General features: G+C 68.0%; 21 protein-coding genes. 8 read left to right on the top strand and 13 right to left on the bottom strand.

Going from position 1 to position 23,379, the window contains the following annotated elements:
• Positions 1 to 10: 10 nt before the first annotated feature.
• Genes NOCYR_RS11445 through NOCYR_RS11435 form a run of 3 tightly spaced genes read left to right on the top strand, consistent with a single transcriptional unit; the run spans position 11 to position 1,678 of the window.
• The gene (locus tag NOCYR_RS11445; RefSeq protein WP_048833276.1) at positions 11 to 340 is read left to right on the top strand and encodes a hypothetical protein; all 330 of its coding nucleotides are present in this window, start codon (positions 11 to 13) and stop codon (positions 338 to 340) included.
• Positions 318 to 833 (top strand): DUF6879 family protein, encoded by a 516-nt coding sequence (locus NOCYR_RS30895; protein ID WP_048833275.1) that lies wholly within the window; start codon positions 318 to 320, stop codon positions 831 to 833. Before NOCYR_RS11445 ends, NOCYR_RS30895 begins: the two co-directional genes overlap by 23 nt.
• A complete protein-coding gene (locus NOCYR_RS11435; protein WP_014350526.1) occupies positions 830 to 1,678 on the top strand; it encodes a helix-turn-helix domain-containing protein in 849 nt (282 codons plus the stop codon). The genes NOCYR_RS30895 and NOCYR_RS11435 overlap by 4 nt, the downstream gene beginning before the upstream one ends.
• Before the next feature lie 62 nt (positions 1,679 to 1,740).
• On the opposite strand, the gene NOCYR_RS29710 is transcribed toward NOCYR_RS11435, so the two are convergent.
• On the bottom strand, positions 1,741 to 2,655 hold the full coding sequence (locus NOCYR_RS29710; RefSeq protein WP_014350525.1) for an alpha/beta hydrolase family esterase: 915 nt from the start codon (positions 2,653 to 2,655) through the stop codon (positions 1,741 to 1,743).
• Between the two features lie 276 nt (positions 2,656 to 2,931).
• On the opposite strand from NOCYR_RS29710, the gene NOCYR_RS29215 reads away from it, so the two are divergent.
• Complete coding sequence (locus NOCYR_RS29215) at positions 2,932 to 3,630, top strand: hypothetical protein (RefSeq protein ID WP_014350524.1); 699 nt, start codon at positions 2,932 to 2,934, stop codon at positions 3,628 to 3,630.
• 21 nt (positions 3,631 to 3,651) lie between these two features.
• On the opposite strand, the gene NOCYR_RS11420 is transcribed toward NOCYR_RS29215, so the two are convergent.
• From NOCYR_RS11420 to NOCYR_RS11405, 4 genes are all read right to left on the bottom strand, one after another.
• A complete protein-coding gene (locus NOCYR_RS11420; protein WP_175587273.1) occupies positions 3,652 to 4,518 on the bottom strand; it encodes an SDR family NAD(P)-dependent oxidoreductase in 867 nt (288 codons plus the stop codon).
• 126 nt (positions 4,519 to 4,644) lie between these two features.
• The gene (locus NOCYR_RS11415; RefSeq protein ID WP_014350522.1) at positions 4,645 to 4,878 is read right to left on the bottom strand and encodes a hypothetical protein; all 234 of its coding nucleotides are present in this window, start codon (positions 4,876 to 4,878) and stop codon (positions 4,645 to 4,647) included.
• Entirely contained in the window at positions 4,875 to 5,087 is a 213-nt protein-coding gene (locus tag NOCYR_RS11410; protein WP_014350521.1) for a hypothetical protein, read from the bottom strand. The genes NOCYR_RS11415 and NOCYR_RS11410 overlap by 4 nt, the downstream gene beginning before the upstream one ends.
• Before the next feature lie 360 nt (positions 5,088 to 5,447).
• Positions 5,448 to 7,778: an FdhF/YdeP family oxidoreductase gene (locus NOCYR_RS11405; protein WP_014350520.1), complete on the bottom strand. Its 2,331-nt coding sequence runs from the start codon at positions 7,776 to 7,778 to the stop codon at positions 5,448 to 5,450.
• A 366-nt stretch (positions 7,779 to 8,144) separates the two neighbouring features.
• Between NOCYR_RS11405 and NOCYR_RS30890 the strand changes: the two genes are divergently transcribed.
• The 3 genes from NOCYR_RS30890 to NOCYR_RS11390 all read left to right on the top strand — a co-directional run bounded on the left by NOCYR_RS30890 (position 8,145) and on the right by NOCYR_RS11390 (position 11,089).
• Entirely contained in the window at positions 8,145 to 9,377 is a 1,233-nt protein-coding gene (locus NOCYR_RS30890) for an FUSC family protein (protein ID WP_014350519.1), read from the top strand.
• Positions 9,378 to 9,416: 39 nt separating this feature from the next.
• Complete coding sequence (locus NOCYR_RS11395; protein ID WP_014350518.1) at positions 9,417 to 10,343, top strand: LysR family transcriptional regulator; 927 nt, start codon at positions 9,417 to 9,419, stop codon at positions 10,341 to 10,343.
• A 110-nt stretch (positions 10,344 to 10,453) separates the two neighbouring features.
• Positions 10,454 to 11,089: a DUF1345 domain-containing protein gene (locus tag NOCYR_RS11390; protein WP_014350517.1), complete on the top strand. Its 636-nt coding sequence runs from the start codon at positions 10,454 to 10,456 to the stop codon at positions 11,087 to 11,089.
• A 941-nt stretch (positions 11,090 to 12,030) separates the two neighbouring features.
• Here NOCYR_RS11390 and NOCYR_RS11385 read toward each other — a convergent pair.
• From NOCYR_RS11385 to NOCYR_RS11365, 5 genes are all read right to left on the bottom strand, one after another.
• Positions 12,031 to 12,426 (bottom strand): hypothetical protein, encoded by a 396-nt coding sequence (locus NOCYR_RS11385; RefSeq protein WP_014350516.1) that lies wholly within the window; start codon positions 12,424 to 12,426, stop codon positions 12,031 to 12,033.
• Between the two features lie 558 nt (positions 12,427 to 12,984).
• The gene (locus NOCYR_RS11380; RefSeq protein ID WP_148280601.1) at positions 12,985 to 13,497 is read right to left on the bottom strand and encodes a hypothetical protein; all 513 of its coding nucleotides are present in this window, start codon (positions 13,495 to 13,497) and stop codon (positions 12,985 to 12,987) included.
• Between the two features lie 226 nt (positions 13,498 to 13,723).
• Positions 13,724 to 14,536 carry a MerR family transcriptional regulator gene (locus NOCYR_RS11375; protein ID WP_048834101.1) on the bottom strand — a complete coding sequence of 271 codons (813 nt, stop codon included), beginning with the start codon at positions 14,534 to 14,536 and terminating at the stop codon, positions 13,724 to 13,726.
• Positions 14,537 to 14,562: 26 nt separating this feature from the next.
• Positions 14,563 to 15,087, bottom strand: a complete 525-nt coding sequence (locus tag NOCYR_RS11370) for a VOC family protein (RefSeq protein ID WP_231856064.1) — start codon at positions 15,085 to 15,087, stop codon at positions 14,563 to 14,565.
• A 24-nt stretch (positions 15,088 to 15,111) separates the two neighbouring features.
• A complete protein-coding gene (locus NOCYR_RS11365; RefSeq protein WP_014350512.1) occupies positions 15,112 to 18,261 on the bottom strand; it encodes an acetyl-CoA carboxylase family protein in 3,150 nt (1,049 codons plus the stop codon).
• Positions 18,262 to 18,390: 129 nt separating this feature from the next.
• Here NOCYR_RS11365 and NOCYR_RS11360 point away from each other — a divergent pair, with 129 nt between their 5' ends.
• Positions 18,391 to 18,933, top strand: a complete 543-nt coding sequence (locus NOCYR_RS11360; RefSeq protein WP_148280600.1) for a hypothetical protein — start codon at positions 18,391 to 18,393, stop codon at positions 18,931 to 18,933.
• Positions 18,934 to 18,991: 58 nt separating this feature from the next.
• Here NOCYR_RS11360 and NOCYR_RS11355 read toward each other — a convergent pair whose 3' ends face one another.
• The 3 genes from NOCYR_RS11355 to NOCYR_RS11345 form a co-directional block, all read right to left on the bottom strand.
• Positions 18,992 to 19,639, bottom strand: a complete 648-nt coding sequence (locus NOCYR_RS11355; protein WP_148280599.1) for a DUF1579 family protein — start codon at positions 19,637 to 19,639, stop codon at positions 18,992 to 18,994.
• Positions 19,640 to 20,087: 448 nt separating this feature from the next.
• On the bottom strand, positions 20,088 to 21,503 hold the full coding sequence (locus NOCYR_RS11350; protein ID WP_014350509.1) for a phytoene desaturase family protein: 1,416 nt from the start codon (positions 21,501 to 21,503) through the stop codon (positions 20,088 to 20,090).
• 55 nt (positions 21,504 to 21,558) lie between these two features.
• Complete coding sequence (locus NOCYR_RS11345; RefSeq protein ID WP_014350508.1) at positions 21,559 to 23,364, bottom strand: DUF3556 domain-containing protein; 1,806 nt, start codon at positions 23,362 to 23,364, stop codon at positions 21,559 to 21,561.
• Between the last annotated feature and the right edge of the window lie 15 nt (positions 23,365 to 23,379).

Raw genomic sequence — 23,379 nt, 5'->3', positions numbered from 1 at the left:
GGGAGGAACCATGGAGCTGGAACGACTCGGTGGCGACAGTACGGACGGGCAGAGCCCGACACTGTTCCTCAGTGACCGAGACACGTATGTCGTACAAGGGTGGCGCACCGACAGTCTCGCCACGATCGAGATTCCGCACCGCCTGATCCGGCACCTCCGGCCGGGAACCTGCCTAGGGGCGTTGCTACACGACACCGGGCACGGTACATTCCTGCTCACCGGCGATCCGGTCACCGATCCCGGAGCGCTCGCTCAGATGCGGTTGCCCGGCCACGAATCGGCGGTGGAAGTCGGCATCGGAGTGGAGCGGAGGCGCGATGCGGCACCTGTCGTTCGATGATCTAGCAGCAGCTTTCCGCACTCATCGGCGGGCATTCCATCTCGAGGTGCGCGACGATTACAGCGGCGTGGCCGGTGAAGCCGATCGAGTACGTCGATTCCTCGACGGTGAGCCGCAAGATCCCGAGGCGAGTGCGCGATGGCACGCGCTCATGCGGGAAGTCACCGGTTCCGGCCGCGTCGTACAGCGCGTGCGTGTGGTCTCCGAACCGCATGGGGATTACACCCGGTTCTCAATCGGCACCACTGCAGCGAACCTCGAGGCGGGCGAGGACATCCGGTGGCTACCCCGACACGACGCGCCGGTCGACCTGCCGGACGACGATTGGTGGTTGTTCGACGAAGACCTGGCGGCGTTCACGGTGTTCACCGCAGATGGCGAAGCGCTTCCAGGCTGGGTGGCGACCAGCGATCCGGTGGTCGTCGCGCACTGTGCGCAGCGGCGAGACGACCTGTGGGCGAAGGCGATCGAGCACGCCGACTACGCCAAGTGACCAATGCGGGAGAAGCGCGCCGCGATCTGGGTGCCCGGTTGCGCGGGCTGCGGATCGCGGCGCGTCTGCGTGGTTACCAGCTGGCCGAGCAGGCCGGCTGGCATCCGGCGAAAGTCTCCCGGATCGAGAATGGCGCACAAGCCACATCCGAAGACGACCTGGCCGTCTGGTGCCGGATCACCGGCGCCGAAGACGAATACCCCGATCTCCTCGCGACCGTCCGCAATATTTCCGCGGCGTGGACCGAATGGCGACGCATAGTCGGACTCGGCTACACCAATCACCAACGCCAGATCAGTGGTATCGAAGAGCGCACCGAGCTACTGCGCGGCTTCGACCCGCAGGTGTTCCACGGCCTTGTTCAGACCGCCGATTATGCGCGCGCCCTCATGGCCGCAGGCATGGCGTTTCTCGACACCAGCCGGGACCTGGATCAAGCCGTCGCAGCACGGATGGAACGCCAACGGGTCCTACATCAAGGACGGCACCGCTTCTATCTGCTGGTCGGGGAACAGGCGCTCCGCACGACCGTCGGCAGCAATGATGTGATGGCCGGTCAGCTGAACCATCTGCTCAGCGTGATGAGCCTGCCGCGCTTGGTATTCGGAATCGTCCCGGCGGGTAGTTCATTCTTCCGCCGCACCACGGACTTCGTGATCTACGACCGGCGAAAGGTACTGGTGGAGACCATCACTGCCGAGTCGGCCATCACTCAGCCGCGCGAGATCGCCCTCTACGAAAAGGTGTTCACGGCGTTGGCCGACCAGGCCGTGCACGGCGACGCGGCACGCGAACTGATCACCGCGGAATTGGTCCGGCGAACGAACGACCCGTCGAATCGGTGAGGTTCCCTCGCGATGACGCGGCGCGAAGGGCGGTGTGTGGCCCTCCGCGCCGACCCGCTCCCCTACGGCAGCCGGTGCTCGTCGAATAACTCCCACATGCGGGCACGCACAGACGCTCCGGCGGAGCCGGTGGGCCAGTCGTGGGCCTTGGTGACGTCGTCCGGGCCGTCGTAAAGGCGATAGACGACTTCGGTACCGGAGGCGCAGTCGAATCGCTGCCCGCGTAGGACGCCGGGGGCCGATTCGGCGTGTTCGGTGCCGCAGTTGTTCATCATGCGCCAGTGGTCGCGGTGTTGTTCGGCGAGCCACTGCCAGATGATGGGGTCGTTGTCGTTGACCATGACGGCGAAGGAGATGTCCCGGCCGGCGGGGCAGTCGGCGGCATCCCATGCGCCTTTCGCACCGGCCCAGACGGCGGCGGAGGCGATCCAATCGGCGCCTTCGCAGGCCATGCGGGTGGTCATCTGGCCGCCGTTGGAGTGGCCGACGAAGTGGACGCGGTTGGGGGCGACACAGTATTTGCCCGCGATGGTTTCCGCGAGACTGCGCAGGTAGGCGACGTCGGGGCCGGTGTTGCGGGCGAACTCCCAGGCCCATTTGCCCAAGCCGCCATCGGGTTTGCTGCCGCGCGGATAGGCGACGATGGCCTTGTTCGTCTTGGCGAACCCGGTCCAACCGGCCTCGCCTTCGAACTTGGCCGGATTGCTCTGGCCGCCGTGCAGGGCGATGATCAGCGGTGCGGGGCCGGTGAGTCCGTCCGGTACGAACAGCCGGTATTCGCGCACTGTGCCGGTCGAGTCGGCGAGGCGTTCTTCGATGCTGCCGGTGCCGGTCGATGTGGTCGAGCACGACGGTCCCGGTGGCGGTAGTGGCCCCTGGCCCGCTGCGTGGGCCGGCGGTCCGGTGAGGGTGGCGGCGAGTAGGGTTCCGGCGGCGATCGCGATCAGCCGGCCGATTCTCGATGTCCATGACTGCATATTCGAAACTCCCTTGCGCAGTCGGCTTTTCCGCTCCACCTCACCCCGGAAAACCTCAGTGCGCAAGCCAACAGTGTCGGTGGCAGGACGGTGGCGCGGTTGCCGACTGTTCACCGATTCGTCAGGTCGGCTCCATCGCCGGTGCGATACATTGCTCGCAGCCGTCGGCGTGAATGTCCGTGTGGCTGAGTGGGTTAGGGACCGAGACTGTCGTCCCCGGCTGTCCAGGCCGACGCGAATCGGAGGATTGTGAAGCAGCGTAGAACTGCGGCGGGAGTGGCCGGGCAAACCGAGTTCACCTTCGACTACGAGCCCGAGATCGTCACCGAACTCGGTATCGAATGGCTCGTCCAGTGGCTGGAGGAGTCCATTCGTGCGGGCAGCCGCTTCACCGCGGGCCAGACCATCGGCCTCGGCTGGCTGAACTGCTACGTGATCGAACGCGCGGACGGGACGCTCGGTTTGTGCGAGCCCGACTTCGTCAACGTGCCGCCGATCCTCGCCGAAGGCCCGACGCTCGCGGTCACCCATCTGTGGAACCAGCGCGAGGTCGCCGACAGTTTCGGGCTGGGCGCCGAGCTGGATGTCCCGCACTACGTCCAGTACGCCGTCACCTGCGAGGCGTTCCACGACGCCGACACCGTGGTGATGCACCGCTACGAGCACGATGAGGACGAGTCGGGCTGGTTCATCGGCTGCCTCGGCGAAGCGCACGACCATGACGACGACACGCTACGCTCGGCGACCCTCTACGAACTCGCCGTGGCGAACCGGGCCATCGTCGGCTACCTCGGACTCCCGCAGGGTTGCACCGTCTTCGTCTCCGACGGACCGCCCGAGGTGCTGCGTGACGGAGAGCCGCTGGAACCCGAACCCGGCTCTCTCATCGCGACCATGTTCGGCGGCGGCATCGAGGTCCTGGAGGCCATCCAGGTCGACGAATGGGATTCCGAAGGCTTCGACAACCGCCCGTGATCAGTCTCGCCGTGCTGACGTTCAATCGATGACCGCGTCGGAGAACACCGGCGGGTCGCCGAGGAAGGGTCGGTGCGACGGGGGCCGATTCCCGTCGACGTCCTCGACGCCGAGCTCCTGGGCGATCTCGGCGCCGATGAGCACCTGACCGCTGCGCTTCATCAACTCCGGATCACGCGCCAGTGCGTCGATGACGCGGCCGGTGAACTCCGGCGATTCGGCGGTGGCGGCCAGGCCCTCGTAAGCACCCGGGTTCGCGGCGAAACCGGCCAGCGTGCGTTCGGTTTTCAGCAGGCCCATCCAGATCGAGACCACGGCGACGTTCCACGGACGGAAATCGACCGCCATATCGTGGGCCATCTTGTCCACCGCCGCCTTGCCCGCTCCGTAGGCCGGGCCGTGCATGTAGCAGGTGCCGCCGAACGACGAGGTATTCACCACCAGCCCAGCACCATTGGCGACCAGCAGCGGGGCCGCGTAATAGCTGCTGACGTAGCTCGAGCGCATCCCGACGTCGAACAGGTCGAGCAGGTCGAGCGGCTTGTCCCAGAACGGACCCTTGTCGGTCAGGCCGTCCGGCACCGCGAGGGCATTGTTGACCAGGATGTCGAGGCGACCGTGCTGATTGCCCAGCTCCGCGAAGAAAGCCTCGACCTGTGCGTCGTCACCATGGTCGAGCACCACCGCCACACCGCGTCCGCCGCGCCGGGTGATCTCCTCAGCGGTGGCGAACACCGTGCCGGGCAACGGCGCCTCGCCCTCGTGGCGCGTACGGCCGGTGACGTAGACCGTGGCCCCGGTTTCCCCCAGCGCCAACGCGATTCCCTTACCCGCGCCGCGACTGGCGCCGGTCACCACCACGATCCGCTCCGAATTCAGACCCACCATCGACTCCATTCGCCGCCGGTCGGACCACACCCGTGGTCCACGTCTGGATCACTGAACCGCGCCGGCGGTGAGTGGTGGGTATACCGTCCCGCTGGGCGGGAACCTGTACGCCGACGCCATCAGGGCTCAGCGCAATTGGTCACCCTCTCCCCCATCGGTTTCGGTCGCCTCGATGTCGGTGACCGACAGCGGATCGACGTCGATGCACGGACCCGTCAGCTCCCCGCGCGAGGTCGCGGCGTCGATGATCCCGGACACAGTGACCGGTTCACCCGTCCAGCCGTCGGCGTAGACCGGCGCCCACGAACCGTCCGACCATTGCACCCAGCTCTGCGGTTCGGGCTCGTCGGATGCCGTCATTCGACCGTCCCCAGATACAGGCGGGCGGCGCGCAGCCGATTGCAGGTGTCGAAGCTGCAACCGATGCGTTCGTGGATCGCGATGATGCCGCGCGCGTGCCGGTCGCTGAACAGCACCGGCGCTTCATGACAATGCTCGTAGGCGGGATCGTCGGCGGCGCGTGCCGCGGGGGCATCGGATGAATTGTCCAGCGGTTCTACCCCCTCCACCGATCACCGCCCGCGCCACCATGATCAGAACCAGCTGAAGCCGAGGTCGGCATGTCGTAACGGCCTCTCCCGCACGGACATCGAGCGCACGTCCGAGCGTTGTCGTCGAGAAACTCACGAGCAGATCGGCGGCCGCGGGCGATGGCATACTGGAACCACCGTCCCCGGCCGACCGGGGCGCGTTCCCTGTCAGGGGTCCGCAGGGACAACTTCGACTAGCGTTCGCTCAAGAGTAACTGAGACAACGATTCTTGGGTAGCGTTCGCGAAAACCTCGGCTTATACAGTTTGCTAGCCATTAGCGGCAGGCCATCCCTGCCGCCAACCCCAACTTCGGCGAGCATCTCGGCGAAGCTGGACATCAGCCCGAACGCTCGACCTTCACCTTCACGTTCTTCATGATCGGCTGATCGCTCTGCGTACTCACATCGCCGATCGCGCACAGCACATTCATCTCCGGCATGTACCCGGCGGCACAACCGGGCGGGATGTCGTACGGAATGACCTTGTAGTTGCGCAGCGATCGGGTGCTGCCGTCGCGGGCGATGCTGGTGATATCGACCTCGTCGAACTGCTGGAGGCCGCGCTCACGCATATCGCCGGCATTCATGAAGATCAACGTGCGCAGGTTCTTCACGCCGCGGTAGCGGTCGTTGTCGGAGTAGATGGTGGTGTTCCACTGGTCGTGCGAGCGCATGGTCGCGAGGGCGAGGGTGCCGGGTTCACGGGTCAGATCGGGCAGGGCGGCGGCGGAGAATTCGGCGCGGCCGGACGGTGTGCGGAACACCAGTTCCCGTGCGGGTTGGCGGATCCGGAAGCCGAGCGGCAGCCGGACGCGGCGGTTGAAATCCTCGAACCCGTCGAGCACCTGGGCCATCGTGTCGCGGATGCGGTCGTAATCCTCGATGTAGTACTCCCACGGCGTCGCACTGCCGGGCAATGCGGCGCGGGCGATCCCGGCGATGATCGCGGGCTCGGACATCAGGTGCGGCGAGGCCGGCTTCTTCATCCCGCGCGACAAGTGCACCATGCTCATCGAGTCCTCCACCGAGGTCTCCTGGATACCGCCGCGCTGCTCGTCCTTCTCGGTGCGGCCCAGGCAGGGCAGGATCACCGCGCGCCTACCGTGCACGAGATGGCTGCGGTTGAGTTTCGTGCTGACCTGCACCGTGAGTTCGCAGTTGCGCAGGGCGTCGAAGGTGTAGGCGGTGTCGGGGGCGGCGATGGCGAAATTGCCGCCCATGCCGACGAATACTTTGACCGTCCCGGCGTGCATCGCATCTATAGCGCCGACGGTGTCGAGTCCGTGGGCACGCGGCGGATCGATGCCGCATACCTGCGCCAGCCGATCCAGGAACGCCGCCGTCGGGCGATGGTCGATACCGCAGGTCCGGTTGCCCTGCACGTTGCTGTGCCCACGCACCGGCGATGGGCCCGTGCCCTCCCGGCCCAGATTGCCGCGCAGCAGGAGCAGATTCACGATTTCGCGGACGGTATCGACGCCGTGTTCGTGCTGGGTCACCCCGAGGCACCAGCTGATGATGCTGCGATCGGCATCGCAGTAGATGCGCGCCGCCTTGCGGATGTCGGCGACCTCGACACCGGACTGCCGTTCGATCTCCGTCCACGAGGTCGCGTCACAGACCGCGCGATATTCCTCGAACCCGTGGGTGTAGCGCTCGATGAACTCGGTATCGATCGCTTTCGGATTCGAGCGCGCCTCTTCCAGAACGGCTTTCGCCATTCCGCGCACCAGGGCCATATCGCCGCCGATGCGCGGCTGGAGATTCAGCGAGCTGGTCGGGGTGGCGCGGAAGGTGGCCATTTGCAGGAAGTCGTGCGGGATGATCGCTTTGCGGGCGGCCGCCTCGACCAGCGGGTTGATGTGCACGATCTGCGCGCCACGCTTGTGCGCCTCCACCAGAGCGGTGAGCATGCGCGGGGCGTTCGAGGCCGCGTTGACGCCGAGGATGAACAGCGCGTCGGTGGTTTCCCAGTCCACCAGGTCGACGGTGCCCTTGCCGGTGCCCAGCGCGGCCTGGAGCGCGCGGCCGCTGGCCTCATGACACATATTCGAGCAATCCGGCAGGTTGTTGGTGCCGAGTTCGCGGGCCAGCAGCTGATACAGGAACGTCGCTTCGTTGCCGAGCCGGCCCGAGGTGTAGAAGGCGGCCTGATTCGGGTCGTCGAGTTCGCGCAGGGTGCGCCCGATCAGTTCGAAGGCCTCCTGCCAGCTGATCGGGACGTAACGGTCGGTGCCGGGGTCGTAGCTCATCGGCTCGGTGAGCCTGCCCTGGTTCTCCAGGTCGAATTCGCTCCACCGGGACAGCTCGGTGACGGTGTGCGCGGCGAAGAACTCACGGTCGACCCGCTTGTGGGTCATCTCCCAGGCGACGTGTTTGATGCCGTTCTCGCAGATGTCGAGATGCAGGCCCTTCATATCGTCGGGCCAGGCGCAGCCCGGGCAGTCGAAGCCGCCGTCCTCGTGGTTCATCTTCAGGATGGCGTGCGGGCCCGCGATCGGTTCGCCTTCCTTGGCCAGGAACTTGGTGACGCTCTTGGCCGCGCCCCAGCCGGCGGCCGGATGGCGATACGGACGGAATTCGGGCTCGGCCTTGTCGCGGCCGGCGCCGGGGCCCTCGTCCGGACCGGATCCCGCGCGGTCGAACTCCGTACGAACACGATCGGCCATGACATATCCCTTCGACGGTTCGAACGCGGCTCTCACCCCGTCCGAGATTTGCGAAGCTGCTGAATGTCCCGCGTTCAGAATCCTCGCCCCGATCCCGGCGGGACGGCAATACCCTGGCGAATCCGGGCGCGGCGCCCTCCAGTGTTCACCGCATTCACCCGCGCCGTCCAAGACGAACTTCCGACCAGTCGATAGGCGGTGCTTATCACCGCCGGTCGCGCCGGAAAATCGCGCCGGGAAGCGAATAACCGCTGGTTGACGGCGTGCGCCCGGCTCCGGCACCCTGATCACCCGGCCCAGGGGACGCGTCGCGACCGGGCAGCAAACAGATGTCATCGCGCCCGCGATGCGAGCTTCGGAGGTTCCTTGCCCACCACGCGACCACGGCCGCGTCCACTGCTGCGGCACCTCACCACCGAGATCGACCATCTGCCCGCCACCCGGGTGTTCGCCGGGCTGGCGATCCCCGGACTGATGCTGATCGCGGCCGGGCGGACCGATCTGCTCATCTACGCGGTGTTCGGATCCTTCACCGGGATGTACGGCTACGCCGAGTCACCGCGGCACAGGTTGACCCACCAGGTGGAAGCGTCGGTGCTGTTGGTCGGTGGTGTGGCGGCGGGCATCGCGCTAGGGCGCTCGCATGCGCCGGCGTGGGCGCTGGTGGTGGCGGTCGCGATCTTCGGCGGGCTGGCCTCACCGTTGACCGATCGGTTCGGGCTGCGGCCGGAAGGCCCATTCTTCGGGATCTTCGCCTTCGGCGCCATCGCCATGGTCGCGGGCACACAGGACGACCCTGCGCTGGCGCTGGCGATCTGCGCGGCGACCGCCGGGCTGTGTGTGGTGGTCGGATACCTCGACGCCATCCGGCAACCCCGCACCGACCTGTACCCGGCGTACCCGCCGCGCCGGCACGGCGTCGCCTCACTCGTGCAGGCCGGACGGTATGCGGTGGCCATTGCGGTGGCCGGTGGGATCGGGCTCTTGCTCGGTGTGGGACATGCCAATTGGGCGATGGCGGGGGCCGCGGTGCCGTTGGTGGCGGCCGACCGCAAAGGCGGGGTGCAGCGGGGTGTGCATCGGGTCGTCGGCACCTTCGCCGGTCTCGCCGGCACCGCTCCCCTATTGATTCCCGGGCCGAGCGCGACGGTGCTCGCGCTGGCGATCATCGCGTTGCTGTACCCGACGGAGCTGTTCATGGCCCGCCACTACGCGGTGGCGCTGGGATTCTTCACGCCGCTGATCATGTTGATGACCGAACTCGCCGATCCGGCCGATCCGCTGACCATGCTCGGCGACCGGGCCGTCGACACGCTCATCGGCGTCGCGGTCGGGGTCGCGGTGGCGCTGCTGATCCACCAACCGGCCGCCACGCCGCCCGTCGTCGCGACGCCGATATGCGAACTCGCGCATACTGGCGCCATGACTTCCGACAACGACGCCTGGTACTACTGCCTCGAACATCACCGCGCGGAGCAGGGCAAGAACTGCTGGGTGGGCGACCGGATGGGGCCGTATCCCGATCAGGCGACCGCGGAGAAGGCCCTGGAGATCGCCCAAGCCCGCAATCGCATCGCCGACGCACAGGACGAGGACTAGCCACCCGCCGGTCGCGGCGCAGGCATGGTCGAATAGCTCATGCTGTTTCGCCAGCTCGAGTACTTCGTCGCGCTCGCGCGGGAACGTCACTTCGCCCGCGCGGCCCGCGCCTGCTACGTCTCCCAGCCCGCGCTGTCCGAGGCGATCCGCAAGCTCGAACGCGAGCTGGAAGTGCCGCTGGTCCGGCGCGGGCGCACCTTCGAAGGGCTCACGCCCGAAGGTGAGCGGCTCGTGTTGTGGGCGCGACGCATTCTCGCCGACCACGAGGCGCTCAAGCACGAGGTCAGCGCGCTGCGGACCGGGCTGACCGGACAACTGCGGATCGGGGTGATTCCGGCCGCGTCGAGCACGGTCGCGCTGCTCACCGATCCGTTCTGCACCGAACATCCACTGGTGCGCGTTCACCTGGAGACCAGCCTGCGATCCTCCGACATCGTCGACCGGATCCGCCGCTTCGAACTCGACGCCGGGATCGTCTATCCGGACGGCATCGACACCGGCGATCTCACCGTCACCCCGCTCTACGAGGAACGTCACGTGCTGGTGGCGGGCGCCGAACTGCTCGCCGGACGCACCGGCACGATCACCTGGGCGGAGGCGCTGGAGATGCCGATGTGCCTGCTGCACAAGGGGATGCACGGGCGTCAGCTCATCGACGACGCCCTCGCCGCACGGGGGCTCACCGCGACCCCGCAACTGGACAGCGACTCGGTGGTGGCGATGCTGGCGCACGCGGGGACCGGGCGGTGGGCCTGTGTCGTTCCGCAGCCCTGGTTGCATACGCTGCGACCGCCCGCGGGGGTGCGGGTGCTCGCGCTCGACGACCCGGCCGTCTACGCGAAGATCGCGCTGGTCACCCATGCGGGTGAACCGAGTTCGGTGCTTACTCGGGCGCTGACCGAGGCCGCTCGGGCGGCGGGGATCGAGGACGCGCTCGGGCGGATGCCGGGGTCTCATTCGAACTGATCGCGCCGGCCGAAAGCCGTGCGCGCTGTTACCACAGTGCCAGGTTCTCACTGCGGCACGGGTACCGAAGCAGCTACATCACGGCAACCCGATCGGTACAGTGGGCGAGCATGAGGACTCGGCTCCTGCGTTCCGCTGTCGGTCGGCTCATCGCGTCGGCGCTGGTCGGCGTCGTGATCGGGGTGCTGGTCGGGGTGCTGACCGAATGGCCACTCGGGGTGCTCGCCGGTATCGCCACGGCGGACACGCTTTTCGTCATCGGTGGATGGCTCGCGCTCTGGCCGATGAATGCCGAGCAGACACGGGCGAATGCGCGGCGCGAAGACTTCCGGCCCGTCATCGAGGAGCTGGCGGTGGTCAGCGCAGCCTCGAGCGGGCTCATCGGCATCGTGGTGATCCTCGCGCTCGGCAGCTCCGGAGCGGGCGAAGCGGCGGCGGCCCTCGCCCTGGGCGGAGTGTTCATGGCGTGGGCGGCACTGCATCTGATGTACGCCGCCCGCTACGCCTACCTCTTCTACGAATCACCCACCGGCGGGATCGATTTCAACTCCGACGACGCGCCGGCCTACCGTGATTTCTTCTACTTCAGCTACAACCTCGGGATGACCTACCAGGTCTCCGACACCGACGTCGCCAGCTCCCGCATCCGCGCCATCACCCTGCGCCACAACCTGCTGTCCTACGCCTTCGGCACCGTCATCCTGGCGACGACGATCAACCTCGTGATGGACATCGCCACCGGGTGAGCGCAGCTCACTGAAAGCGCCTGCCGCTCAACGATTGCTCGGCTCGTGCTGGAGAGTTGCGCCGACGGCCGTCTACCATGGAAAAGCCCCGGCCGCAGGCTCTGCTCGCGCGAGCGACGGACCGCCGACACGTCGGCCGATCAGCTGGGCAGCGCGCGGCGCCAGCCCGCGCCCGGAGGAGGAAGGCGCGCACATGGCCGGTCGCACCGAACGTGTGCTGGCACTGGCCGGCGCGATAGCCGGCCTCACCCTCCTGGCTCCCACCACCACCGCCGAACCGCCCCGCTCCGAGGGCGATTCGACAACGATCAGCCCGTCCACGCCCCGCCCCATCCGGCCGGAACTGAGCAACTCCCCCGGCCGTCCCGACGCGAACCGCCCCGAAGCCGATCCCGGCCCGCACGTGCCTTCCTCGGCGCCGCCTCCCACTTCCACAGGGACACAAAGCCACCCGACCCAGCACGATCAAGAAACCGGTCCCCAGGCGACATCGGTCCCGCGAAGTTCCAGTCGTACGCCCGGAACCACCACACCTCCCCATCGCCCCCGGAACGAGCAGAACAACACGCGCATCGGTCCGACCTCAGGTGCACAGCCCCCAGACCCCAAACCCTGGTGTCAGCCGCCCGGATCGCAGCCGCAGCAGCAATCGTGGCCGACCCCGTCGACCGAACCGACCTTCCCGCAAGGTAACTCGCCCCACCCACCCCCATGCACCCCCTCACTCACCCCCGCCCCGGTGCACCCCGCCGCTCCGACACAGCCGCTACCGCAGAACAGAGCTCCGGTTCCTCAACAGCCGCCCGGCCATGCCGCGCCGACGCCCGCTCTGCCGGGCCCGACGATGCCAGCGCCCGCTGCGCCGAGTCTATGGCCTGACGAGCGAAATCCCGTTCTACCGCACACTTTTCCTGCGCCAACAGCTCCCGCTCCGAGGCCGCCTACTCCTGCCGTACCCGCGCCGAAGGTACCGGGTTCCGCACCCGCGCTACCCCCTCCCGCACCCATGCTTCCGGATCCCACACCTGCGTTACCCGGTCCCATGCCCGCGCTGCCTGCTCCCGCACCGGTGTTTCCCGATCCGGTTCCCGTGCTGCCAGCGCCTCCACCGCCGCTGATCCCGGTGCCTGTGCCTCCGGTTCCGGTGCCTCCGGTTCCAGTGCCGCCACTGGTGGTGCCACCTGCACCTGCACCGCCTGCGCCACCCGTCCCGCCTGCTCCGCCCGCGCCGCCCGCGCCGCCCGTCCCGCCTGCGCCCGCTCCGCCTCCGCCTGCTCCTCCTCCGCCTGCGCCCGCACCGCCTGCGCCAGAATCCGCACCGGCGCCGGCGCCCGCACTCGAGGGGCCCGAGGCTCCATTGGATCCCGCGCCGCAGACTCCAGGGTCTGGCGCGGAGGCGGCACCCGGAGGTGCGCCGGTGCCTGCTGCTCCCCCGCCGGCGGTCGGGTCCGGAGCGGCGGACCCGGAGGTGCGTCCTACGGGTTCCGATGATGGGCTGCCGGAGCCGGATCTGTTGACCGTTTTCGGTGGGCTTGCTGCGCTGGTGCTGGCGGGGGTCGGGTCCGGTGCGGTGAGTTTTCAGAGTGCGGCGGCGGCGCAGGCGCGGGTTGATGCGGCGCGGGCCGAATTCTTCGGTACGGGTCGGTGACCGGCGGTGGACGGCACTTGCGATTTCCGCGAAGCTCGGTCACGAGGGGTCCTGGGGCGGAACAGGCGCACGGCCGCGTCGCGTACGAGGTGACGCGGGAGGGTTTCGCGGCGGAGGGCCCTTGCGGCTCCTGCGAAGCGCGGTCAGGAAGAGGTGCCAGGCCGCAACAAATCAGGGCCGCGTCGAGTACGAGATCGCGCGAGAGGATGTCGCGGCGGAGGGACGCTGCAGCTCCCGCGTAGCTCGGTCAGGAAGGAGACCCGGGCCGCAGCAAGGTCAGGGCTGCGTCAGGTACGAGGTCGCGCGGGAGGATTTCGCGGCGGTGGTCGGTGTAGCGGAGGACTACGACGGGGCCGCGGACGTCGACGGAGGTGACCTCGTCGTAGCGGTGGCGGTCGGCTTCGCCGTCGGCGCCGGTCGTAAAGGAGTCCTCGAAGTAGCGGGCGCGCAGGACGGCGCCGGTGCGGGCGTGCAGGGTGGTCGTGCGCAGAGCCGGGCCCAAAGGCAGGGCCAGCGCCATGAACGTCATCAGCACCGATAGGAACACCGGCAGATACAGTCCGCCGACCGGCGCGACGACCACCCAGATGCCGAGCCAGATGATGACGAGCGCGACCAGGACGGGCCGGCCGATCGCCGACCGGAGGAAGGTCAGCACGATCTGTCGCGACAGCGCGCCGTCCACGACCCGCTCCAGGTCGAGCCACGGCGTGCGGGTCGCCGCCGGCTGCTGCGCGTCCATATCGTCCTCCGTATCCATGCACCCAGGACCCTACCCACACCCGGAACCGGGACAAAACGGGCACCGGCGGGAGGCCCCGGTCGGCCGGGTCTGCGACCGGCACGATGTCAGCAGGACAAGCACGCCCAAGACGGCAGAGCCAGATGGAGCTTTCCATCCTGGCCGGCGTAACACGCGGATAGCCGGCTCGGCATCGCATGGTGTCCAACAGCGTGACCGCCCGATGCGGCGAGCGCCGCACCGTTCATTCCCAGATCGCCGTCTCAGGATCAACACCGTGACGCCGCGCATTGGCGTCGATGATCTCCCGCAACCACACCGTCAGGCCAGGCGCGAACTCGTCGTAGAACTCGCGGTACCCGGGATCGGCGACGTACTTGCGCCCCAGGCAGACCTGCATCGAATAGGTGCAATCGAAGTACACCCCGATCGACGCCCGATGACGTTCGGCCAGCGCATCGGCTTCCGCACTGCCGGGCCGCACACCCCGGCGACAGGCCGCCGCCAAATCCGCGTTGAGCGCGTCGACGGAGTCGGCGATCTGCTGCCACTGTTCCGGCGTGCGCTCGGCGGCCCGTTCGGCGTATTGCGCCCACTGCGCGGTGTCGCCCCACCGTTCCCGGGCCTGGCCGACCCACTCCGGCTGCCAGTGCCTGCCGAACATCGCGACCTGCTCCTCGGCCGAGAGCAGGATCCCGGACTGCCGGGCCTCGATCATGCGGTCGAGCGCCGCGCCCATCTGTTCCAGCTCCGCGATGCGGTCACGCAGGTGGTCGCGCTGGCGGCGCAGTGAATCCGTGGCATCGGCCGACGGCGCGTCTAGTAGCGCGGCGATCTCGGTGAGCGGCACCCCGAGTTCGCGGTAGACCAGCACGCGGTGCAGCCGGGTCAGATCCGCGGCGGTGTAGAGCCGGTACCCGCCGTCGGTGCGGGCGGAGGGGCGGACCAGGCCGATCGCATCCCAGTGGTGCAGGGCCCGCACGGTGACACCCGCCCGTGCCGCGACCGCACCGACGGTGCGACCGGACTCGTTGTCGTGCACCGCTGGATCCGCCACACCGGCCAGTGTGACAGCGGCACCGCTCACCGGTCGCGGGTGATGCCGATGTCGCGCAGGTGCTTGGCCTCGGCACTGTCCGGGTCCCAGGGCCGCGCCGCGGTCATGATGACGCGGGTGTTCTCCGGCGTCCGGACTTCCAGCTCCACCGAATTCCACGGCATGTGCCGGGGCCCGGTGGTCGAACCGGGCACGAGGCGCTCGCAGGCCGCTGCGATCTCGTCGAGTTGTTTGAGCACGCAGGAGAAGCTGACTGTCGGACCGGGGCTGTCGGCAGGCCGCTCCCCCGGCACGAGCAGCACATCCTGGAAGGCCCATCGGCGCAGGTGGGTGACCTGTCCGGGTGCGGTGAAGAACTCCAGGAAGCCGAGTCCGCGGACCCAGAAATCCACCGAGGCCGCCAGGTCGGGCGTCGGTGCGGTGACGAACATGGGCATCCCGTAGATGCCGCGGTACAGCTCGGGCGGTTCGGCGTCGGGTCCGGGGACGGGTACCGGGCTGATCTCGAAAGCGTCGTAGAGGTCGGTCATGACGTCATCGTCGAGCCTCACGCTACGTCAGGGTCAAATCGAATGTCAGAGGGTGCTGATCCAGCGGCGGGTATCGGCGGGATCGATGACGTCGTCCAGTTCGAGCACGGTGGCGGCGGTGAGTGCCTTGCCGTTGGCGTAGGCGAGTTCGACGAGGTTGTCGAACGTTTCCTGACGCTGCCGGGGGTCTTCGATGGCGGCGAGTTCCTTCGCGAAGCCGAGCCGCACCGCCCCTTCCAGCCCCATCCCGCCGATCTCGCCGGTCGGCCAGGCGACGACGAACCGTGGCGCGCGAAACGATCCGGCGGCCATCGCCTGCGCGCCGAGTCCGTATCCCTTGCGCAGGATGATCGTGCCGAACGGGACGGTGAGCGCCGCGGCATCGATGAACAGGCGGGCGAAGCGGGTCACCACGCCTTCGGTCTCGATATCGGGTCCGACCATGAAACCTGGTGTGTCACAGAGGGAGACGATCGGCAGCCCGTGGGTGCCGCAGAGCCGCAGGAATGCGCTGAGCTTGTCGGCGGCGGGGGCGTCGATGGCGCCGCCGAGGTGATGGCAGTCGTTGGCGATCACTCCGAACGGCCTGCCCTCCACCCGCATCAGGGCGGTGACCATGCCGATGCCCCAGTCGCGACGCAGCTCGAGTACCGAGCCGATATCGGCGATCGCCTCGATCGCCGTGCGAATGTCGAAGGCGCGCAACCGGTTCTCCGGCACGATATGGCGGGCCAGGCGCGGGTCCGGTGCCTCCCATTCGCCGATCGAGCCTTGGAAGTAGGCCAGATACTTCCGGGCGAGGGCGACCGCTTCGGCTTCGTCGGCGGCCACCAGATGCACCACGCCATTGCGGCGCTGTACCTCGATGGGACCGATGTCCTCGGGTTTGTAGACGCCGAGCCCACCGCCCTCGATCATGGCGGGCCCGCCCATGCCGATGTTCGCGTCCGGCGTGGCGATGACAACATCGCACATCCCCAGCAGGGCCGCGTTCCCGGCGAAACAACGTCCGGACACGATGCCGATCAACGGAACCCGGCCCGAGAGCGCGCCCATGGCCCGGAACGTGGTGACGTCCAGGCCGGATATCCCGGCGTAATCGGTGTCGCCGGGGCGTCCGCCGCCGCCTTCGGTGAAGAACACCACCGGCAGTTCGCGTTCGCGGGCGAGTTCGAGCATGCGGTCGGTCTTGGCGTGATTGCGCATGCCCTGGGTGCCCGCCAGCACGGTGTAGTCGTAGGACAGCACGACCGCGCGCGAGTTCTGCTCGCCGAAGCGGTCGGCGTTGATAGTGGCGATGCCGGTGACGAGACCGTCGGCCGGAGTGTTCACGATGAGGTCCTCGGCGCTGCGGCGGCGGCTCTGCGCGGCGATCGCCAGTCCGCCGTATTCGACGAAACTGCCGGCGTCGACCAGATCGGCGATGTTCTCCCGGGCGGTGCGGCGGCCGAGGCGATGACGTTTCGCGACGGCGTCGGGGCGGGCATCGTCGAGAAGGGTGTCGTGGCGGCGGCGCACTTCGGCGAGATCGTCGCGCACCCGATCGAGGTCGACGGCGGCTGCCTCGGCGTCGTCACCCTCATGGTCGGCGTCGGTGACGATCAGCAGCACCGCGTGCGGGTCGACCACCTCGCCGGCGGCCACGGCGTGACGCAGCACCCGCAGTGGACGCTCGGCGCGCACCACATGCTGCATCTTCATCGCCTCCAGCACCGCGACCTCGGCCCGGGCGGGGAGCACGGTGCCGGGCGCGGCGACCGACACCACGGTCGCGCCCATCGGGGAACGGACCACCCACTCATCCGCGCCAAGATCGGCTACCTCAGCGATCTGATCGGTCGCCGGTTCGGCGTAATCTTCTGCGCGCGTGCGGAGTTCGCCCGCGTTGCGCTCGAACCACGAGGTCGGAACGGGGCCGTCCAGCGCGTCCAGAATCGCGCGCAGGAGGGCGATATTGGTGTCGACGCCGGAGATCGTCAGCTCGGCCAGTGCGTCGCGGCAGCGGCGCATCGCACTGTCCATTGTCGGGCCGCGGGTGATCACCTTCGCCAGCAGGGAATCGAATCGGGTGCCGTGCCGCATGCCCGGATAGAGCGCGGTGTCGACGCGGACACCCGTGCCGGTGGGTGGGTTGAACTCGGTGATGGCGCCACTGGTCGGCAGCAGATCGCCGTCCGCTCCGACGAGTTCGGCATTGATGCGGGCCTGCACCGCGCAGCCGCGCGGGTCATGGCCGAGGTCGAGTTCGGCCAGGGTGCGGCCGAGGGCGAGGTCGAACTGGATGCCGACGAGGTCGGCGCCGGTGATCTCCTCGGTGATGGTGTGTTCGACCTGAAGCCGGGGATTGACCTCCAGGAACCAGCCATCTTGGCCCGCGACCAGGAACTCCACCGTGATCACACCGCGGCACCCGACCGACTCGGCCAGGCGCACCGCGTCACGATGCAACCGCTCCCGCAGGTCCGGATCGAGAGCCGGCGCGGGCGCGATCTCGATGAGCTTCTGATGCCGGCGCTGCACACTGCAATCCCGGTCCCCCAGCGCCACCGCGTGCGTACCGTCGGCGACGACCTGCACCTCCACATGTCGGGCATCGGCGATGAGGGCTTCGGCGTAGACGGTCGGGTCACCGAAGGCGCTGGCGGCTTCGGCGCGACACCGTTCGTAGGCCACCGCGACCTCGCCCGCCTCGAACACCATCCGCATCCCGCGACCACCGCCGCCGGCCGCGGCTTTCACCATCACGCCGTCCGGATGCTCGGCCAGCAGGGCCTCGATATCGCCGGGACCGGCCGCCTGAGTGGCAGACAGCACCGGTACGCCGGCCTTCTCCGCCGCCGCACGCGCCGCCACCTTGTCGCCGAACGTGCGCAGCACCACCGGGTCCGGACCGACGAAGTTCAGCCCCGCCACCGCACACGCCTGCGCCAGATCCGCACTCTCACTGAGGAATCCGTAACCCGGATGCACGAGTGCCCCCGGCCCGGCAGCACGAGCCGCCGCGACCACACCCGCGACCTCGAGATACGCCGCCGCACCCTCGTCGCCCAGCCGCACCGCCTCATCGGCCAGCCGCACCGCCAGCGAATCCGCCTCCTCCCCGGTATGCAGCACATGCGTGCGATACCCGCGCTCCCGGGCCGCCCGCACGACACGAACGGCGATCTCGCCCCGGTTCGCCACGACGATATCCATGCGGCCGATCGTCGTTGACCTTGACGTCAATGTCAATAAAGGTCGAGCCCTGCACGACCCTGATACCTGATGCCATCTCCGAACTCATCGCTACGATCAACGTCATCTGATTCTTCGGAGGGGGCACCGGTGGGCGAAATACGTGAACAGGCAGCAGGCGTGACGCTCGGCATGGAGCGTTGGCGCCGATATGTCAGTGCGTTCGATCGGGTTCTCCACTGCATCGAACACGGGTATCAGCTCGAGGCCGTGGCAATTCTGGACTCGTTGATCACCGACCGGCTGACCAGCCGGCTCGGGTATCTCCAAGGCTGCGAACCCCCTGCACGTGCACTCGGGCAACTCTGCCGATCTCTGGTCGGAAGCAAAGAAAACTCGAAGGATCCCGGACTCGAGCGTGACGACGAATTCCGCACCGTCATCATGGAGATACGGGCTTGGGCCGAGGAACGCAACCATGCGATCCATGCGACTGCCAAGATCTTTCGAAACGACGATCCGATCGTCTCCTTCGATGACGTGATCACAGCGCACAAACACACCGCCGTCCGAGGTGTGTCACTCCTACAACGCTTCGACCTTCTCGACACCGCGGCGCGCCGGAAGGCACGGCGAATCCCGGCGTCGGCGCCGTACGCCTTCTTTCCCGAGAAGCGTCCGGGGCGCGCGTAATCCGCTGCGAACCACTACGTCCTGACGCCCACACCCGATGACCGCTACGGATCGTCGCTCAGTGACGGCGCGTCAGGATGACGCGGTCGGCGAGGCGTTCGGGTTGGGCGGCGGGGGTGAAGAAGATTTCCATGACTACTCGGTCGGGTGATTCGAGGCGGATCTGGGTTCGCATGGGGGTGGTCCTGCCGGTGTTGTCGGGGCCGAGGACGCCGGGGTCGGTGAACTCGCCCGACATCGTGATGACTTCCTCGCCGGCACTGCCCTTGGCGCCGCGGTAGGTCATGGTCATGGGTGTGACGCTGTCGACGGTTGTCCATTCGTAGCGGTCGTCGAGTGGGGAGTAGCCGAGCAGGCCCATCCGGTAGTAGGGCTTGCCGCTGAGGGTTCCGGCCACCTCCTCCTGGAGGAAGTTGCCGCCGGTTTCGGAGATCCAGTGCCACCGCGAGACCAGGTCGTTCCCGCGCAGCGGAGCCTCGGGAGTCCCGCCGGCCACAAACGTGGACTTGTCGGCTGTCCACTCCCCGACCAGCGCGTTCAGCCTGGCATGACCGGGGTCCTGATGTGCGGGAGCGCTGCTCGTGGATGCGACGGAGGGCGACGGGTCGGTTGCCGGCTCCGCGCCGGGTGAGCTGCACGCGGTGCTCAGCATGACCGCGGCAATCGACGTTGCGATAAAAAGACGGCGGAACTTGGTGGTTGTCACGGGGTTTCCTGTCTCGCTCGGTGACCGCTCCAGGCGATGAGCTCACCGATCCGCTGGGCTCGGCGACGGCCGTCTCCGATCCTGCGTGATAGCGGAGCGCGTCGTCCAATACCCGTTCTGAGAACCACCGGTTATCGGTTTGCGGCACACGAGTCGTCCGAACGAGTAGTCCACTACGCGTGATTCGCGTCGACGGCCGGGGCACCGTGGGTTCGGCCCACTCATTCGGCGGTGCCGGGACGGCCCGCGGAACCGTTTCGGCGCCGGACTCTCGGTGTTCCCGGCTCGGGCGGCAACGTCCGCGCACCCCGCGGCCGGGCCAAGGACCACCGAGACCCTGGGCCTCGACGCCGATCACGGCTTCGGCCATCGTCACCGGCGCGCCGGCGACGCAATCGACGATGACCGGGTCGGCGTCGAGGTCCGGGCGGGTGGGCCGGACCCACGTTCAGCGGCAGAGCCGGGCCAGCGCATCCTGGGCCGCGTGGTATCCGCACATTCCGTGCGCGCCCGGGCCGGGAGCAGTCGCGGCCGAGCAGATGTACATCCCGGGGATGCCGATCCGGTAGGGGTTGAGCGCGATCCGGGGCCCGAAGACGAGCTGCCGGATGTCCTTGGCACCGGTGATGATGTCGCCGCCTACGTAATTGGCGTTGTAGATGCTCATTTCGGTGGTGGAGCGGACGGCGGTGCCGATGATGCGGTCGCGGAAGCCGGGTGCGAAGCGTTCGATCTGCGCGATGATGGCCTCGGTGGCGTCGCCGGTGTAGCCGTGCGGGACGTGGGCGTAGGCATACAGAGGGTGGATATCGCCCACGGAGCGCCCGGGATCGGCCAGATATTGCTGGCCGACCAGCACGAACGGGCGCTGCGGCATCCGTCCCGCATGGATATCGCGCTCGGTCGCCGCCACTTCGGCATACTCGCCACCGAGATGCACGGTGCCGGCCCGGCGCGCCGCGGGATTCGCCCACGGCACACCGCCCTCGACGGCGAAATCCACCTTGAACGCACCCGGCGCGCGCCGGAAGCGGCGGTACGCGCGGGCGATGCGCGCGGGCAGCCGATCACCGAGAATCCCCGCGACCGCACCGGGTTCGAGATCGAACAGGGTCACCTCAGCAGATGGCAACTGGGCGGCCGAGGTGACCCGGACACCGGTCTCGATCTTGCCGCCCAGGTCACCCAGCAGTGCGGTCAGCGCATCGGTGATGGCCTGCGAACCGCCCTCGGCGACCGGCCAGCCGTGCCGGTGGCCGGCGGCGATGATGCCCATGCCGATCGCCGCCGTCATCGGGTAGTGCAGCGGGCGGAAGGTGTGGGCGGCGATTCCGCCGAACAGGGCCCGGCCTTCCGTTGTCCGGAACCACCGCGCCACCGCCGAGGCGGGCAGCACGGTGGGTGCGCCGAACCGGGCCAAGGTCAGCGGGTGCCGGGGCAGATGCAGCAACGGGCCCATGATGTCCTCGGCGAGGGCATCGAATCGGGCCGCGGGGCGGGCGAACGCCAGCCGCCAGCGGGTACCGTCATCGCCGAGACCGGCGGCCGTATCGTCGACAGAGCGGTACAGCACGCCCGCCCGGCCGTCGTCGAGCGGATGCGCGCAGTCGATCTCCGGCCACCGCCAGCGCAGGCCGTAGCGTTCGAGACCGAGGCCGGTCAGCAGCGGTGAACCGACCGCCATCGGATGGATGGCCGCGCAGTGATCGTGCCGCAGGCCCGGCACAATCGCCTCGCCGGAGCTCACCCCGCCACCGACCTGCTCGGCGGCCTCGAGGACCGTCACCTGCACGCCTTCGGCGGCGAGGGTGACGGCGGCGGCGAGCCCGTTCGGCCCACCACCGACCACGACTGCGGTACTCATCCCGGTTCCTCTCCTCCGCTTGCCTTCACCACTCACGTTGCCACGCGCGCGGTCGCTACGCGACGACCCCGAAATCGTCCTGCCGCGGGGACTGCGCCTCACCGGCCGCCGCGCAGGTCCAGCTGACCTGCAAGGGGATCGGCCCATTGGGCAGCCACGGCTGCTCGGCGACGGCGTCGGCGACCTTCCACGAGCCGCGCTCGATCACTCCGAGCGCCGCATCGATCAGCAGGTAGCGCTGGATACCGCTGCCGAACGCCTCCGACTCGACCCACGCGATCACGCATTCGCCCGGCTCGAACCGCGCCTCGTCCTGGACCGCGCGAATCATCTCCGGCCCGTGCAGATGCGCGTCACCGAAGTTGAACCCGATGATCGAGTTGCACAGGAATTCGGCCTCGCGCACGGTCCGGGCGTCGATATCGGGCAGCCGCGACAGCAGCAGCGAGAACAACCCGCGCGCCTGGCTGTGCATACTGCGCCAGGCAATGGTCTTCTGCAAGGTGATCTCCGCCCACGCGGGTTCGTAGCCGAACTCGACGAACTGGTCGATCTGATTCTTCGCCGAACGGGTCACCCGATCGAGTTTCGCCTCGGTACCGGGTGCGAAGGTCCAGATCGCCGACGCCCAGTTGCCCGCGTACTGCCGCATGGAAGGCAGGAACGACACCTTGTCGGGACGCAGGTTACCCAGAATCGGGAAGAACACCAGCGCCGCGACGATCACCGCGAGCAGCCACGGCGCCGACATGTCCCAGGGCGCATAGCCGCCGGCATTGGGGAAACCGAGGAACAAAAACACCGACGCGTAGGCGAACAGCAGATTCCATTCCAGCGGCACCGCCAGCGGGAAAGTCGAGATGATGAACAGGTGGAAGATCACCATCATGGCGACGGCGGCCACGGTCAGGTAGGCGTTCGTGGAGAACAGCAGGACCAGCGGAGTCACGATCTCGACGGTGGTGCCGCCGACATGGGCCAGGAAACCGGCGACCCGCGACGGCCGCATATCGGTCGGGAACTTCCGGTAGTGCGCGCGCTTGATCGCCTTGACCGGCATCGACGGGCTGTTGCTCACCATGGGCGGCACCACATTCGAGAAATGCAGGCCGAATTTGGAGAACCCGGCGCCCAGCCACACGATCACGATCAGCAATTTCAGCGCGATGATCATGTCCACGAAAGGCAGCGTCGCGAAGAAGACCAGCGCGGGCAGATACTGTTCGCCACGAGCCGCGAGGAAAATCGTCTTGTCACGCAAGCCGTTCAGGATCAGCAGGGCGATCGGCGCTGCCACCAGAACGGGATTCACCAGCCCCGAGGTGTTGTCCGGTAGTGCCGCCGCCATCGACGCGGTGATCACCCCGGGCCGCACCAACGCCACGAACAGGCTCACCAGCAGCGCGAGATAGAGCACCACATCGAACCAGGTCCGCCGGTCACCGTTGGTGCCCGGCACCCACGCCCATGGCCGCAGCCGGATGGTGCCCGGCCGGGCCCAGAACAGGATGCCGCCGGTCATCGGCTTCACCTTGCCCGCCAGCGGACCCCAGGAGCCGGCCACGCCGATCGCTTCGAGCAGGACGGTCCAGATGATGAGCTTCTGATAGACGATCGGCTGGTTCCACCATTCGGTGACATGCCAGAACGCGGGCAGCCCGGAGGTCGCGGTCGCGAGCGTGATCCCGCCGATGGCGTAGAGCACGATCAGTTTCGCGATATAGACGCAGTGCACCATTTTCGGTGAACCGAAACCGTTTTCGGCCCAGTCGAGCGCGAGGATGCGCATGCGTTCCATGAGCGGTTTGCGCAAGAATTCGTCAGGATCCACCGCGGGCAGATCCGGTGTCGTGAAACCCATGATGTCTTCTCCTTC

The organism is Nocardia cyriacigeorgica GUH-2 (assembly GCF_000284035.1).
Lineage (GTDB): Bacteria > Actinomycetota > Actinomycetes > Mycobacteriales > Mycobacteriaceae > Nocardia > Nocardia cyriacigeorgica_B.
This window is presented reverse-complemented; position numbering and strand designations above follow the sequence as displayed.